Genomic DNA, 14,831 nt, shown 5'->3' on the forward strand with positions numbered 1-14,831 from the left:
ACGACCCACAGATCCGGACATGACCCATCGCGTGGCCCTCCTGGTGTTCGACGGGGTGACCCTGCTCGACGCCGGCGGCCCTCTGGAGGTGCTGCACCAGGCGGGGCGGCTCGGCCACCCCTACGCGCCGGTGCCGACCTCCCCGTACGGCGGCGACGTCACGACCTCCTCGGGCGTGGCGCTGGCCCGGACCGCGGCCGCGGCCGACGTGGGGCCGGTCGACACGCTCGTGGTCGCCGGGGCGGACGCGCTCGCCGAGCGACGCCCCGGCGAGGACCTGCTGACGGCGGCCGCGCTGCTCGCGGAGCGCGCGGAGCGGGTCGCGTCGGTGTGCAGCGGTGCGTTCGTCCTGGCCGAGCTGGGCCTGCTCGACGGCCGCAGGGCGACCACGCACTGGCGGCACGCCAAGACGCTCGCCCGCCGGTATCCCCGGGTGCGGGTGGAGCCGGACGCGCTGCACGTCCGGGACGGCCGGTATCTCACCTCGGCCGGCATCAGCGCCGGTATCGACCTGACCCTGGCGTTGGTCGAGGACGACCATGGAGCGGACGTGGCCCGGGAGGTCGCCCGCGAACTGGTCGTCTTCATGCAACGTCCGGGCGGACAGTCGCAGTTCTCCACCGCCCTGGCGACTCCGCCGCCCCGCAGCGATCTGCTGGCCTCGCTCACGGCGTCCGTGCTCGCCGATCCGGCCGCCGACCACAGTCTGCCCGCGATGGCCGCGTCCGCCGCCGTCAGCACCCGGCACCTGACGCGGCTGTTCCAGAGCGAGTTCAACACCACACCGGCCCGCTGGGTCGAGCGCGTCCGTCTGGACCGCGCGCAGCAACTCCTGCTCGACGGGCACAGCGTGACCTCGGCGGCGCGGCACAGCGGGCTCGGCAGCGACGAGACCCTGCGCCGCGCGTTCGCCCGCCACCTGGGCACCACCCCGACCGAGTACCGCGGGCGTTTCACCACGACGCGCCCGCGAGAGTCGACGGCGGCCACCCGCCCGAAGTAGTCGGGCCGCCGAACAGCCGCGGCCCGCGCCGGGACCTGTCAATGTTGTGCACTTTATTGACGACGGTCATCAGTGCGCCTACTTTCGCGGTGTCCTTCCCCCGCTCAAGGGAGACCGCGATGCCCTCGTCCCCCGTCGCATCACCGTCGCCGTCCACAGACCCCGAACGGACCCGGCAGCTGCGCAGAGTCGCCCTGTCCGGCCTGCTCGGTACGGCCGTGGAGTTCTACGACTTCCTCGTCTACGGCACCGTCGCCGCGCTGGTCTTCGGCGAGCTGTTCTTCCCGGGCGCCGATCCCGCCGTCGGCACCATCGCCGCGTTCGGCACCTTCGCCGCCGGCTATGTCGCCCGCCCGCTCGGCGGCATCGTCTTCGGGCACTTCGGCGACCGGCTCGGCCGCAAGTCGATGCTGTTGCTCACCATGGGTCTGATGGGCGGCGCCAGTTTCCTCATCGGCCTGCTGCCGACGTACGACACGGTCGGCGTGTGGGCGCCGGTCCTGCTGATCGCGCTGCGCGTCCTCCAGGGCATCGCCATCGGCGGTGAGTGGGGCGGCGCCACGCTGATGGTCGTGGAGCACGCCGGAGAGCGGCGCCGCGGACTGTGGTCCAGCTTCACGCAGATGGGAGCACCGCTCGGCTCCCTGCTGTCCTCGCTCGTCGTCACCCTCGTGGTCGCCATGCCCCGGGAGCAGTTCACGGCCTGGGGCTGGCGCGTGCCGTTCCTGCTGAGCGTGGTGCTGCTGGGCGTCGGCCTGTTCGTCCGGCTGAAGGTGGTCGAGAGCCCGCTGTTCGCCGAGGTGAAGAAGGACCGTGCCGAGGCCCGGCTGCCGATCCTCGACGTCCTGCGCCGTCCCCGCCCGCTGCTGCTGGCCTGCTGCGTCGGCATCGGTGCCTTCACCGCCCAGTCCCTGCTGACCAGTTACCTCATCGCGTACGCCACCGGCGTCGGCTACGCACGCCCGCAGGTGCTCACCGCGCTCACGGTCTCCGCCGCCGTCGCCCTGGTGGTGCTGCCCTGCGCCTCCGCGCTCTCCGACCGCGTGGGCCGCCGCCCGGTCGTCCTCACCGGAGCCGTCCTCTCGGCGGCCACCGCCTTCCCGGTCCTCGCGCTCATCGACTCCGAGTCGCCGGGCGCGCTGATCCTCGCCGTCGTCATCGGCCACGGCATCGCCCAGTCCACGATGTACGGCCCACTGGGCGCCCTGCTCACCGAGATGTTCGGCACCCGGGTGCGCTACACCGGTGCCTCCCTCGGCTACCAGGGCGCCACCCTCATCGGCGCCGGCTTCTCCCCCATGATCGCCGGCAGCCTGGTCGCCGGCAGCGGCAACGGCACCCCCGTGGCGCTGCTGCTGTGCGGCGGGTCCCTCATCACCGCGCTGGCCGTCGCGTTCGTGCGCGAGACCAGCCGTACGTCCCTGTCCGGCGCCGCAGCCCGGCTCCCCGCCACCGCGCGGTCGGAGGAGATCACCGCATGACGACCGGCACCCGCACGACGTTCGATCCGACCGCACCGATCCACTAGCCGTACGACCGCCCGTCGGGGCCCTCGACGGGCGGCCGTACCCTTGCCAGCGTGGAGGACGACGACATCCTGGACGGTCAGGACACCTCGGAGGGCCCGCAGCCGCGCCCGCAGTCGCTCATGCTCGCCTTCTTCGGCAACCACGTCCTGGAGGAGGGCGAGGTCGGCGTCTACTCCGGCAGCATCATCGACGTGCTCGGCCGTGTCGGCGTAGGCGAACAGGCCGTGCGCTCCACGCTGACCCGGATGGTCAACCGGGGCCTGCTGCGGCGCCGGCGCGAGGGCCGCAAGATGTTCTTCGGGCTGACCCCGCAGGCGACGCGTGTCCTGGAGGACGGCCGCACCCGCATCTGGCGGCAGAACGCGGTCAACGACGACTGGGACGGCTCCTGGACCCTGCTCGGCTTCTCCCTGCCGGACTCCTGGAAACGCCAGCGGCACGATCTGCGCTCGCGGCTCACCTGGTCCGGGTTCGGCGCGTTGTACAGCGGGCTGTGGATCGCGCCCGGGACCGTCGACGTCTCCGACGTCGTCGAGGAGCTCGGCCTCTCCGCCCATGTCAAGGTCTTCCACGCGCAGGCGGACGTGGCGACCGACATCGAGCTGATGATTCGCGAGACCTGGGACCTGGAGAGCATCGCCGCCCGCTATGTGCTCTTCGACAAGCGCTGGACCGCCCATCTCGACGCCGGGGCCGGCGACGACCCGATCGGCACCCGGCTGCGGCTGGTCAGCGAGTGGCTCTGGACGATCCGCACGGACCCCCGGCTGCCGGCCCGGCACCTTCCCCCGGAGTGGCCGGCCCGCCCCGCGCAGGAGACGTTCCGGCGCGTCGCCGACCACACCGCGCGGCCCGCGCGGGAGAGGGCACGCGAGCTGCTGGAGACCACCCGGCTGGGGTGAGCGGTCGGCGACGCCCCGCTGCTATCGGTCCCGGCCGCCGTACCCCTTCCAGCGGTACGTGGCGAAGGAGTTGGCCGGCACGGTCACCACGAACTTCTGGCCGCCGACGACGACCCGGACCCGGCTGTCCGTGCCGGCGTTGTTCCCGAGTACGGCGACATGAGCGCCGTTGCGGGAGCGGTAGACCACATTGCGGATGCCGTTCTCCGTGGCGCTGGAGTCCAGGCGCACATCCCCGGGCGCGAGGTACTTCGCGAACTGCCCGAGTCCGTACAGCTCGTCGCGCACGGTGAAGTCCTTCGTGACCGTGTTCACCTTCACCAGCCGGTCCGGCCACTTGGTGGTGGCACCGACCTGCTCCCAGTCGATGTCGTTGTCCCGGGAGGGCGTCCAGTGCAGGGTCCCGCCGTCCTGGTCCGTCGCCTGGGCCCACAGGACATAGGAACCGGCGTCGAGACGGAAGTCGTCGAGGACGGTCGAGGGCGAGAGGTCGCTGGTCTCCGTGAGGTGGACCGGCTTCCCGGTCTCCTTGCGAGCGTCGCGCATCACGCCGGGACGGTCGGCAGTGGCCGCCATGCCTGGGTGCCGCCTGTCGAGTAGGTGCCGGTCACAGCCTGGCCGTGTGCGGCCTGACCGGTGCCGACGAGTGCGGACAGGGTGGTGACCGCGACGGCCGCGAAGGTGGTGAGGGGACGTCTCACAGCTGCTCCTGGACTTGGGGGGACAACAGCGTGGGATGGTGCGGGAGTTGAGATCCAAGCAACGTCCGCACACTTACGTCAAGGCATGAAGAAAGCCGTCCCGCACGCCCTTCCGGACTCACCCGGCGGCGACGGCCGCGAGCAGCTGGGCCCGCGTGGGTCCCGGTGGCATACGGCGCTGGACCTCGGGGATGAGCCGGTCCACCGCCTCGACCAGGGCGGGGGCACGCAGTTCGGCCGCGGCGCCGGGCAGGAGGTGGGCCGCCGCCCGCTCCGCTCGCAGCGCTTCCGGGTCTCGTTCCGCGAGGAGCGCCAGTGCCCTCGCCCGGCCCCAGTCGGGGTGCCGGTAGCGACGGCCGGCCGCGTGCGCGTCCATCTCGGCCAGGCGGTGTTCGGTGTAGGAGGTGCTCCGCCCGTAAACGCCGTCCAGTCCGTCCCGGGTGGCCCGGCCGAACTCGGCGATCGGATCGAGGCGTTCGGTGACGCCCGTCCGCCGGAGGACGTCACGCAGCCTCAGGCTGTGCTCCAGACTCATCGCCAGTCCCCGGCCGATGCTCGGCACGGTGAGCGCCCACGCGTCACCGACGGCGACCACCCCGGTGACCCGGGGATGCACGTCGTCGTACAGGGTCCGCTTACGGTCCGTCAGACCGGCCATGATCTGTACGCCGTCGGTGATGGGCCGGCCCCCGAGCCAGGCGTCGGCGCCCGGGAAAAGACGTACGGCGGCGCACCACGGGCCCTCGTGGCGCAGCAGCCGGCGCAGTTCGTGGTCGTCGCCGCGGCTGATGAGGCCGAGCGAGTACGTGCCGTGGTCGGCGGGGATGCGCAGCAGGCCGAGGGATCCGTGCTCGGCGATCAGCGGGAAGGTGTCGGCCGGCAGGGTGCCGTCGGCCGACCGGAAGTAGCGGCAGTAGTACGTGAAGCCCCGTCGGCCCACCTCCTCCACCGGCCCCGGAACGCCGATGTCCCGCAGCCAGGCGGGCAGCGCCGAGCGGCGGCCGGTGCAGTCGACGACCAGGTCGGCGGGCAGCGGGCCGGTGCTGGTCTCGACTCCGGTGGCGTGGGGCACGCGCCGACCGCGGGCGGGCCCGGTGGTGATCGGGCCGTCGGCCGGGTCGCCGGCGCGCAGTCCCCGGCAGACGACGCCCCGTACGATGCGCACGCCCGCCGACTCGGCCGCGTGGGTGGCGACGTGTTCGAGCAGGCTTCGCCGTGCGGCCAGCGTGTCGAAGCGGGCGTCGGCGGGTCGCAGGTCGCCGCGCAGGCCGGGTTCGGGGGCCAGGGCGTTCATCCGGACGGCCCCGGCCGCCGTCATCCGCTCGACCAGGCCCGGCAGTTGCGCTTCGGCAAGTCGGAGCCAGCCGGCGAGCGGGAGGTGGGTGAGGCGCAGTTGCGGGATGCCCGGGCGGTGCCAGCGCGACCACGCCTCGTCCGGGTCCGGCGGCGCCGGATGCGGGTCGCGCTCCAGCACGGTCACCCGATGTCCGTCCGCGGCCAGCAGCAGGGCTGTCTGGAGACCGCCGAGCGCGGCGCCCAGTACGACGATGCTCGCCATGGGGGTCATCATTCCCCGTGGGCGGGCTGCTCGTGCGCGCGCACGGGCCGATGTCGGCCGTCCGAGCAGCGTGGGTGCCCAGCCGGACGGCTCCGGCCGGGCACTTCGGGTTTCAGCCTCGCGACGCCTCCTCGAATCGGCCCACCCAGTACGCGGTGCGGTCCAGGTACGCCGTCTGTGCCGCCTCTCCCGTCTGCCCGTAGGCGCCGTCGTAGGTCCGGTAGCCGTGGCCTGCGGGTGGCGTGGAGTCGGCGGGTTCGATGGAACTGCCCTCGTGCCACTCGTTGAACGACGTGACCGACACCCAGGTCGGGGATCCGCCGATCGCCGGGTCCAGGGCGTTGGACCACTGCCGGTCGTAGGCCGCGCCGTTCGCCCGTTCCACGGTGGGTGTGGAGTTGCCCGGCACGGCCCGGTCGTCGATGTAGCCCGGCGCGACGGACGGCGCCCAGATCAGGCCGTTGGCCCGGGCGTGGTCGCCGGCCTGCTTCCAGCCCGGTGCCGTGGCGCCCGCGATGCCGTCGTAGGTGTACATGCCGGAGAAGTGGGCGATCTTGGTGGTGTCGGTGGTCTGGGCGAGCACGATGCTGGTGTCGGTGACCCGGTCGAGCGCCGACCAGTCGGCGACGTCCAGGCTCTGGAACACATAGAACGCGCTCTTGCCGCCGTGCTCCGCCGAGCGGTGGAAGGCGGGGTGGCTGCCGTAGGTGCTGTTGATGTACTCGATGTCGGCGGCCGTCGAGGCGCCGGTGCGGCCCGCGTACGGCTCCAGGTGCCAGGCCACCTCGATGTCTCGCTCCCGCGCCGCGTCGAGCACGCCCCGAGCGAGCCGGTCCTCGTAACTGCCCCGGCCCCACCAGCTGTAGACGATGACACCGGCGCCGGACCGGGCGACCCACTCCATGTGCCGGGCGACGGCGCCCTCACGGTCGCCCGAGTCGTACGGACCCAGGGCCGGGTAGGGGTCGGCGCCGATGTCGTCGGGCGGGGTGCGGCCGCCCTGCTGCCAGTGCCGCCAGCCGCCGTTGACCGCCGGGCTGCCGTACCAGGGGTAGTAGAAGAGGTGCACGTCGTCGGAGAGGGCGTCGGCGGTCGGGGCGGCGCCGAGGCTGAAGGTGTCGATGTCGAACAGGGCTCCCCCGCCGCCGGTGAATCTCAGGAACAGCGGCCCGAAGGCGGATCCCGTGAGGGTCGTGGTGACGGTCTTGAAGGTCTCCCAGCCGCCGGTCACCGGTACCGCCACGGTGCCGAGCAGGGTGCCGGTGGCCGAGCCCGAGCGGATCTCGATCGTGCCGCCCGCTCCGGCCGAGGACACCTTCGCCGTGAACGTCCTGGCCCCCGCGGTGGAGACGGGGGCGTAGCCCGCCCAGTCACCGTTCTCGATGTAGCCCAGCGTCTGTCCGCCGCTCGCCGGGGCGTGCGCGGCGACCTGCACGCCGGAGCCGGAGGTGTACGCCTCGGCCTCGACCTGACCGGTACCCGCCGGGGCCGAGCAGTCGGCCGTCGCCTGTCCGGCCGTGTACCGCACGCCGCCCAGCAGCAGGGAGCGGAAGGCCGGGTCGGCGTAGGACTCGACGGTGTGGCCGAGCCCGGTATAGAAGGAGCGGCCCTGTCCCTGGCCGTGGCACCAGGTGATGGGGTGGTCGGCGCCCATCGAGCCGCCGCTGTAGGTGCTTTCGTCCAGGGTCTGCAGGACGTGCACGCGGGGGCGGGGGTTGGCGCGGTAGTTGTACCACTCGTCGGTGCGGGTCCAGCTGGCACCGAGGTGCGAGGTGGCCGGGTGGGTGCGGTCCTCGGTGCGGATCGTGGCCTGCTGGATCGCGGGGTGGCTCTGGAACCAGGCGCCGACCAGCTGTCCGTAGTACGGCCAGTCGTACTCGGTGTCAGCGGCCGCGTGCACGCCCAGATAGCCGCCGCCGGAGTCGACGTAGGACTGGAGCGCGGTCTGCTGGGCGGCGTTCAGGACGTCGCCCGTGGTGTTGAGGAACACCACCGCCTCGTATCCGGCGAGGTTCGCGGACGTGAAGGCGCCGGCGTCCTCGGTCGCGGTGACGGAGAAGTCGTTCTGTGCGCCGAGGGTGCGCAGGGTGTCGATGCCCGCCGGGATCGCGTCGTGCCGGAAACCGGCCGTCTTGGAGAAGACGAGGACCTCGAAGGAGGCCGCGTGCGCCGTCCCGGCCGGGGTGAGCAGGGCGCCCAGCACGGCCAGGGCCAGGGCCGTCGTGCCGCGGCGCAGCCGCCGCATCAGGGTGGTCATGGTCATCGCCCCTTTCGTGTCGAGGAGGCGAGCGTGAAGGTGTCGACGTCGAAGAGGCTGCCGGTGCCTCCGGTGAAGGTGAGGAACAGCGGGCCCGTTCCGGCGCCGTTGAGCGTGGCGCTGACGGTGGTGAAGGTGTCCCAGCTGCCGGTCACCGGCACCGTCACGGAGCCGAGCAGCGGCCCGGTCTGCGAGCCGGAGCGGAACTGGAGGGTGCCGCCGGCGCCGGCCGAGGAGACCCGGGCGGAGACGGAGGTCGCGCCCGCGGTGGAGACGGAGGCGTAGCCCGCCCAGTCGCCGTTCTCGATGTACCCCAGGGTCAGACCGCCGCTCGCCGAGCCGTGCGCCGCGGACTGGACGCCCGAGGCGGAGCTGTACGACTCCGCCTCCCACGGTGTGGTCGTGGTGGAGCCGGAGCCGAGGGTGAAGGCGTCGACGTCGAAGAGATTGCCCTGCCCGGTCGGGCCGCGGAACACCAGGAACAGCTCGGTGGTGCCGGAGGGCGCGCCGGAGAGGCCCGCCGTGACGTCGGTGAAGGTGTCCCAGCCGCCGGTCACCGGCACGGTCGCGGTGCCGAGCAGCGTGCCGGTGGCGGAACCGGCACGCACCTGGAGGGTGCCGCCCGCTCCGCCGGAGGCCACCCGGGCGGTGAACTTCGTGGCGCCCGCGAGGACGTACGGCTTGAACGAGATCCAGTCGCCGTCGTCGGTGAAACCGACCGTCCGGCCGCCCTCGGCGGTGGCATGGTTCGCGATCTCGATGCCGGACTGGGCGCCGAAGTGCTCGCCCTGCCGGTGGCGGGGTTGCAGGGTGCGCACGGAGTGCGTGGTCAGGCCGCCGGCGTCGGTGTACTCGGCGTCGAAGACCCCGTAGAGGTTGGCGGCGCTGTCGTGTTCGCCGTCTGCGGGCACCGTCAGGTTGCCCTGGCAGCCGTTGGTGGAGGTGATGGCGTGGGTGTGGCTGTCATGGCCGAGGAGATAGGTGACCTTGACCTTGGAGCAGTCGACGCTGCCGTCCTCGGGATCGCTGACCTGCACCCGGAACGGCACGGTGTCACCGAAAGCGAACGGCTGCCCGTCCGGGGGCTGTTGCAGGGTCACCGTCGGCGCCGTGTTGCCGGCGGTGACCACCAGGCTGGCCGTACCGGTCAGCCCCTCCGGATCGCGGACCGTGAGGGTGGGGCGATAGGAGCCGGCGGTGGTGTACGTGTGGCTGGGGTTCGCCTGGGTGGAGGTGGTGCCGTCGCCGAAGTTCCAGGAGTAGGTCAGCGCCCCGCCCTCCGGGTCGGAGCTGCCCTGGGAGGAGAACCGCACGGTGAGCGGCAGGGCGCCTGAGGTGCGGTCGGCGGACGCCCGGGCGACGGGGTTGCGGTTGCTGCCCGCGATGTACTCGATGCGGTACAGGCCCGCGTTGTTGCTGCCGGTGCCGTAGTCCAGCACGTACAGCGCGCCGTCCGGGCCGAAGTCGGTGTCCATCACCTGGGTGCCGGTCCAGGGGACGTTTTCGATGGTGCCGTAGGTGCCGTCGCTCCTGACCTCGATGGCCTTGATCCAGCGGCGGCCGTACTCGGCGGCGAAGTAGCGGCCGTCGAGGGACTGCGGGAACTTCACCGTGGAGGCCGAGTTCGGGTCGTACCGGTAGACCTCACCGCCCATCGGTGACTCGGAGCCGCCGCCGAACTCGGGCGGTGAGCCGTCCAGGCCGTACTTGATCCAACTCGGCTTCGCGGGCGGCAGCTTGGCCTGCCCGGTGTTGCGGAAGGAGTTGTTGGCGGGGCCGCCCGCGCAGTCGTACTTCGCTCCCGAGGGGCCGCTGGGGAAGGTGTACTCGTTGTACGTCTCGCCCGTGGTGTTGGTGCCGGTGCAGTACGGCCAGCCGTAGTTGCCGGGTCCGGTGATGCGGTCGAACTCGACCTGGCCGCCGGGTCCCCGGTTCGGGTCGGTGCCGCCGGCGTCGGGGCCGTAGTCGCCGAGGTAGACCGTGCCGGTGGGGCGGTCCACGGACATCCGGAACGGGTTGCGGAAGCCCATCGCGTAGATCTCGGGCCGGGTGCCCGCGGTGCCCGGTGCGAAGAGGTTCCCTGCGGGGACGGTGTAGCCGCCGGCCGCGGTCGGCTTGATCCGCAGCACCTTGCCGCGCAGGTCGTTGGTGCTGCCGGAGCTGCGCTGGGCGTCGAACTGCGGGTTGCGGTCGGTGCGTTCGTCGATCGGCGCGTAGCCGGAGGAGTCGAACGGGTTGGTGTCGTCGCCGGTGGTCAGATACAGGTTCCCGGCCGCGTCGAAGTCGATGTCGCCGCCGACGTGGCAGCACTGGCCGCGGTCGTTGGGCACCTCAAGGACGACCTTCTCGCTCGCCGGGTCCAGGGTGCCGTCGGTGCGCAGCGTGAACCGCGACAGGTTGAGGTGTCCCTTCCAGCGTTCGAAGTCGGCGGCGCTGCCGGTGACGGGTGCGTCGCCCGCCGGGGTGTTCAGCTTCGGGGAGTAGTAGACGTAGACGTACCGGTTGGCGGTGAAGGAGGGGTCGACGGCGATGCCCTGGAGGCCCTCCTCGTCGTGCGTGTAGACGTCGAGTTTGCCGGCCTGTTTGGTGTTGCCGGCGGTGTCGGTGAGGCGGATCGTGCCGTCGCGGGCGGTGTGCAGGACCGAGCGGTCGGGCAGTACGGCCAGGGACATCGGTTCGCCCAACTCGGCAGCGCCGGTGGCGAGTTGGACATGCTGATAGTCGGCGGGCGGCAGGTCCGCCGGGGCGGCGGAGGCCGGGGCGGCCAGGGGGTCCGCCGTGACGGCGGCGGCCAGGACGAGCGCGAGCGCGGTGAGCGTTCTCAGCCCCGCGCGAGGGCGCCGAAGCATGGGGGGTTGTCCTTCCTGACGATGCGGGTGTCAGGCAAGGCGCGCGCCGGCCGCGCTTGCCGGGGAGGTGCGTCCGTGCGGGTTCGATGCGCTGTGCGGATAACTTACGCCTTGAACAAAGGGAATTGCAGGCTTCCGCAGATGTCTTGCATGCTGCGGGGCGTCGCCAAATTTGTCAAGGGCCTGTCAAAATCAACCCTGCCCGGCCCGACCCCCAGCCCGGCCCCGCGACGGCCCCGCGCCGGCCCCGCGCCGGCCCCGCGCCGGGGCGACGAAATAACGAGTGGACGCCGCCCCGCAGCCGAGTGCTAGCTTGAGCGAGCTCAACCCATCGACTTTGCTCTGACCTGCCCTGGAAGGGGTGTTTTTGTGACCCGGCCCGCGCCGAGCGCGCCTCGCCGCACCGCGTAAGCCGCCCCTGACCGATTCAGGGCCTCCCGAGGCCGCTCGGCCTGCTCTTGCTGTCCTCGCACACTTCTCAGCAAGGAGCACCCGGGTGTCCAGCGACAACCTCGCTCACCAGCACAACCCCCTCAACGACGTCCTCAGCACCGACGGCACCTTCACCTGCGTGTGGTGCGGGCTGACCGTGTCGGCCCTGGCCCCCGACGGCAGCCGCCGTAACCACTGTCCGTCCTGCCTGCATTCGCGGCACGTCGTCGACCAGGTCGACGGCGGCCGGTGCGAGTGCGACGCGCGGATGAACCCCATCGCCATCGCGGTGCTGCGCACCGGTGACTGGATGCTCGTCCACCGCTGCGTCCGCTGCGGCGAGCTCACCTCGAACCCGGTGTGCGCGGACGACAACCAGCTCATCCTGATGCGCATGGCCGTGCGCCCGCTGGCACAACCTCCGTTCCCTCTCGAAGCGTTCGGCTCCCTCTGAACGCCCGGCTCGGAAAGGAGGACCAGCCATGCCACGCCGAACCCGGGCGAGCGGCCGCAACCGGCGGCACCGCCCCCAGCGCACCAAGGACGTACTGCACGGCAACGGCGGCCACCGGGCCAATGACTTCCGGTGCGTGGGCTGCCGGCTCGACGTGTCCCTCGTCGCACCCGGCACCGCACACCGCAACCATTGCCCGAACTGCCTGGTCAGCCTGCACGTCGACCGACGCGTCCCCGGCGACCGCGCCGCGGACTGCCATGGCCGGATGGAGGTACTGGGGCTGACCGTAAGGCCGGACGGTGAATGGATGCTCATCCATCAGTGCCAGTCCTGCGCCGCACTCAGCGCCAACCGCATCGCCGGCGACGACAACGCCGTCGCCCTGATACGTCTGGCGCTCAGACCGCTGCGGGACGGCAGGGCCGCCGGCAGCGCGCTGCTCACGGTGCTGTGACGCCATGAGGGGGCCGGGTCGGCGCCAGGGCGTCGGCCCGGCTTCTCCCGCGGCCGCGCGCAGGTGCTACGACGCTACGAGACGCCGACTCGGACCCGCTGCTGCGCAACGGCTGGATCTACGGCCACGACGCCGAGCACGCGATCAGCGCTCGCCCTTGAGCCGGGCGGGTGGGCCGTGCCACGGCACCTGTGCCACCGGCGGGACGACCGCCGTCGACCTGGTGCGACCGTCCACTGAGTACCCACCCCGCGCTCTCCCGTACATTCGCCTGCAACGTCGTACAACGGAGGTACGTCCATGACGGTCCAGTACACGCCGCCCGCGGACCTGCGCCTGACCGCCGAGGTCTACGCAGGCGTCCAGGCCAGGGACCCCGCACAGTCAGAGTTCCACCAGGCCGCGCGCGAGGTACTGGAGTCGCTGGAGCCGGTGCTCGCCCGCCACCCCGGGTACGCCGGACACCACATCCTGGAGCGGTTGTGCGAGCCGGAGCGGCAGCTGCTCTTCCGTGTGCCCTGGGTCGACGACGCCGGCCGGGTCAGGGTCAACCGGGGCTTTCGCGTGGAGTTCAACTCCGCGCTCGGACCGTACAAGGGCGGACTGCGCTTCCATCCGTCCGTGAACCTCGGCATCGTGAAGTTCCTCGGTTTCGAGCAGATCTTCAAGAACGCGCTGACGGGTCTGCCCATCGGCGGTGGCAAGGGCGGCGCCGACTTCGACCCCAAGGGCCGCTCGGACGGCGAGATCATGCGGTTCTGCCAGTCGTTCATGACCGAGCTCCACCGCCATCTCGGCGAGCACACGGACGTCCCGGCGGGCGACATCGGCGTCGGAACCCGCGAGATCGGTTATCTCTTCGGCCAGTACAAGCGCATCACCAACCGCTACGAGTCCGGGGTCCTCACCGGCAAGGGCCTCGACTGGGGCGGCTCCCATGTGCGGACCGAGGCCACCGGATACGGCACCGTCTACTTCGTCTCCGAGATGCTCGCCGAGCGCGGCCAGGACCTCGACGGCCGGCGGATCGTGATATCCGGCTCCGGCAACGTCGCCATCTACGCGGCGCAGAAGGCGCACCAGCTCGGTGCGAAGGTCGTCGCGATGTCGGACTCCGGCGGCTATGTGGTCGACGAGGCGGGCATCGACGTCGAACTGGTCAAGGAGATCAAGGAAGTCCGGCGCGGCCGGATCAAGGAGTACGCCCAGACGACGACCCGGGCCCGGTACGTCGAGGGCGGTTCCGTCTGGGACGTGCCGTGCTCGGTCGCGCTGCCCTGCGCCACCCAGAACGAACTGGACGAGAACGCGGCACGGGCGCTGCTCGCCTCCGGAGTGGTCGCCGTGGCCGAGGGCGCCAACATGCCCACCACACCGCAGGCCGTACGACTGTTCCAGGACGCGGGCGTCGCGTTCGGCCCCGGCAAGGCGGCCAACGCCGGCGGGGTCGCCACCTCGGCCCTGGAGATGCGGCAGAACGCCGGCCGAGACGCATGGACCTTCGAGGAGACCGACCGGCGGCTCGCGGCGATCGTGGCCGGCATCCACACCACGTGCCGCACGACCGCCGAGGAGTACGGGGCGCCGGGCAACTACGTCGTCGGCGCCAACATCGCGGGCTTCGTCAGAGTGGCCGACACCATGCTCGACCTGGGGGTCATCTGAGGTGACACCGGGCGTGTCGTGGATCGTGCGTCAACGACACGCCCAGAAGCGAGGCGTGGTCAGGCGGCCCCGCCCTTCCGCTTCCGCAGCCACCAAGCGCCCCCGCCGAGCAGCACCACGGCCGCGGCGATGCCCACGGGCACGGCGACGGACATGCCGTCGTCGTCCTTCGCGTCGGCCGCCGGCTTCGCGGAGGAGCCCTGGGCGCCGGGCCCGTCCGAGGCGGCGGTCGATGACGGGGCGGCGGTCGTCGGTTCCTCCGTGGGGGTGGGGCTCACCGGCACGGCGCCGGGCGCGGCGGCCTTCAGCGCAAGGCGGGGCGCGGGGTGACCGTGGCCGTGGCCGTCCCCCTCGGCCTCGTCCTCCAGCTCGATCCAGCGGTCGACCTTGCCGTCGCTGTAGCTCTGAAGGGTCTTGAAGACGACCTCCTTGGCGTCCGGCAACTGCCGTACGGTCACGACGTACTCGACGTCCTCGCCGACGGCCAGCTTCGGCCCGGACACCGTCCAGCCCCGGGCGGTGGGCGCGAACTTCCAGCCCTTGGGGCCCTCTCCGTAGGTGATGTCCTGCGGGACGATCCCCTCGGGCAGGATCACCTCCAGCTTGCTGATCCCGGCCGAGCCCGACTCCGACTCGGCGGCGAAGGTCAGTTCGACGTTCTGGTCGAGGGCCCGCGCACCCTCGGCCTCCACCTCCGCATGGGCCGCCGCCGGCCCCGCGGTGGCGACGGCCAGCGCGAGGGCGGCCGAGGTGAGCACGCCGGTGCGGCGCAGACTGCGGATCAGAGTGGAGCGGGACACTTACGACTCCCTTGTGCCGACGACGTGATGACTGCGGACGAGCGCGGACAGAGCCGCCTCTCCACAGGAGTCGGCCGCGGGCGCGGGTGAGTTCCCGGGTCCGTCCAGAAAATCTTCGGGCGGTCAGGCTCTTTCGTCCGGCGGATCATCCAGCAACGATCCTTGGAGGATCCTGCGATGATCCGCTGGTTGTTCATGGGCTGGACGGATGAATGCGGTCTGCT

General features: G+C 71.8%; 12 protein-coding genes. 6 read left to right on the forward strand and 6 right to left on the reverse strand.

Going from position 1 to position 14,831, the window contains the following annotated elements; genetic code table 11:
- The first annotated feature begins 19 nt into the window (after positions 1-19).
- The 3 genes from ACFPQ9_RS33315 to ACFPQ9_RS33325 all read left to right on the forward strand — a co-directional run bounded on the left by ACFPQ9_RS33315 (position 20) and on the right by ACFPQ9_RS33325 (position 3,434).
- Positions 20-1,003, forward strand: coding sequence for a GlxA family transcriptional regulator (locus tag ACFPQ9_RS33315; protein WP_380861806.1), 984 nt, complete (start codon positions 20-22; stop codon positions 1,001-1,003).
- Between the two features lie 119 nt (positions 1,004-1,122).
- Complete coding sequence (locus ACFPQ9_RS33320) at positions 1,123-2,484, forward strand: MFS transporter (protein WP_380861808.1); 1,362 nt, start codon at positions 1,123-1,125, stop codon at positions 2,482-2,484.
- Positions 2,485-2,582: 98 nt separating this feature from the next.
- The gene (locus tag ACFPQ9_RS33325) at positions 2,583-3,434 is read left to right on the forward strand and encodes a PaaX family transcriptional regulator (protein WP_380861810.1); all 852 of its coding nucleotides are present in this window, start codon (positions 2,583-2,585) and stop codon (positions 3,432-3,434) included.
- Between the two features lie 21 nt (positions 3,435-3,455).
- Here the strand turns inward: ACFPQ9_RS33325 and ACFPQ9_RS33330 are convergent, their stop codons facing one another.
- The 5 genes from ACFPQ9_RS33330 to ACFPQ9_RS33350 form a co-directional block, all read right to left on the reverse strand.
- Positions 3,456-3,980, reverse strand: coding sequence for a glycoside hydrolase family 30 beta sandwich domain-containing protein (locus tag ACFPQ9_RS33330; RefSeq protein WP_380861949.1), 525 nt, complete (start codon positions 3,978-3,980; stop codon positions 3,456-3,458).
- A complete protein-coding gene (locus ACFPQ9_RS33335; RefSeq protein ID WP_380861812.1) occupies positions 3,980-4,135 on the reverse strand; it encodes a hypothetical protein in 156 nt (51 codons plus the stop codon). The genes ACFPQ9_RS33330 and ACFPQ9_RS33335 overlap by 1 nt, the downstream gene beginning before the upstream one ends.
- A gap of 118 nt (positions 4,136-4,253) precedes the next feature.
- Positions 4,254-5,693, reverse strand: coding sequence for a hypothetical protein (locus tag ACFPQ9_RS33340; protein ID WP_380861814.1), 1,440 nt, complete (start codon positions 5,691-5,693; stop codon positions 4,254-4,256).
- A 112-nt stretch (positions 5,694-5,805) separates the two neighbouring features.
- A complete protein-coding gene (locus ACFPQ9_RS33345) occupies positions 5,806-7,956 on the reverse strand; it encodes a glycoside hydrolase family 99 protein (RefSeq protein ID WP_380861816.1) in 2,151 nt (716 codons plus the stop codon).
- Positions 7,953-10,799, reverse strand: a complete 2,847-nt coding sequence (locus ACFPQ9_RS33350; protein WP_380861818.1) for a carbohydrate-binding protein — start codon at positions 10,797-10,799, stop codon at positions 7,953-7,955. The genes ACFPQ9_RS33345 and ACFPQ9_RS33350 overlap by 4 nt, the downstream gene beginning before the upstream one ends.
- A 496-nt stretch (positions 10,800-11,295) precedes the next feature.
- On the opposite strand from ACFPQ9_RS33350, the gene ACFPQ9_RS33355 reads away from it, so the two are divergent.
- The 3 genes from ACFPQ9_RS33355 to gdhA all read left to right on the forward strand — a co-directional run bounded on the left by ACFPQ9_RS33355 (position 11,296) and on the right by gdhA (position 13,807).
- Positions 11,296-11,685, forward strand: coding sequence for an RNHCP domain-containing protein (locus tag ACFPQ9_RS33355; RefSeq protein ID WP_380861820.1), 390 nt, complete (start codon positions 11,296-11,298; stop codon positions 11,683-11,685).
- Between the two features lie 28 nt (positions 11,686-11,713).
- Entirely contained in the window at positions 11,714-12,142 is a 429-nt protein-coding gene (locus tag ACFPQ9_RS33360; protein ID WP_380861822.1) for an RNHCP domain-containing protein, read from the forward strand.
- A 300-nt stretch (positions 12,143-12,442) separates the two neighbouring features.
- Positions 12,443-13,807 (forward strand): NADP-specific glutamate dehydrogenase, encoded by a 1,365-nt coding sequence (gene gdhA, locus ACFPQ9_RS33365; RefSeq protein ID WP_380861824.1) that lies wholly within the window; start codon positions 12,443-12,445, stop codon positions 13,805-13,807.
- Between the two features lie 59 nt (positions 13,808-13,866).
- Here gdhA and ACFPQ9_RS33370 read toward each other — a convergent pair whose 3' ends face one another.
- A complete protein-coding gene (locus ACFPQ9_RS33370; RefSeq protein WP_380861826.1) occupies positions 13,867-14,607 on the reverse strand; it encodes a DUF1775 domain-containing protein in 741 nt (246 codons plus the stop codon).
- Between the last annotated feature and the right edge of the window lie 224 nt (positions 14,608-14,831).

Origin of the sequence: Streptomyces coerulescens (genome assembly GCF_042657965.1) — a bacterium.
In the GTDB taxonomy this organism is placed as follows: Bacteria; Actinomycetota; Actinomycetes; order Streptomycetales; family Streptomycetaceae; genus Streptomyces; species Streptomyces coerulescens.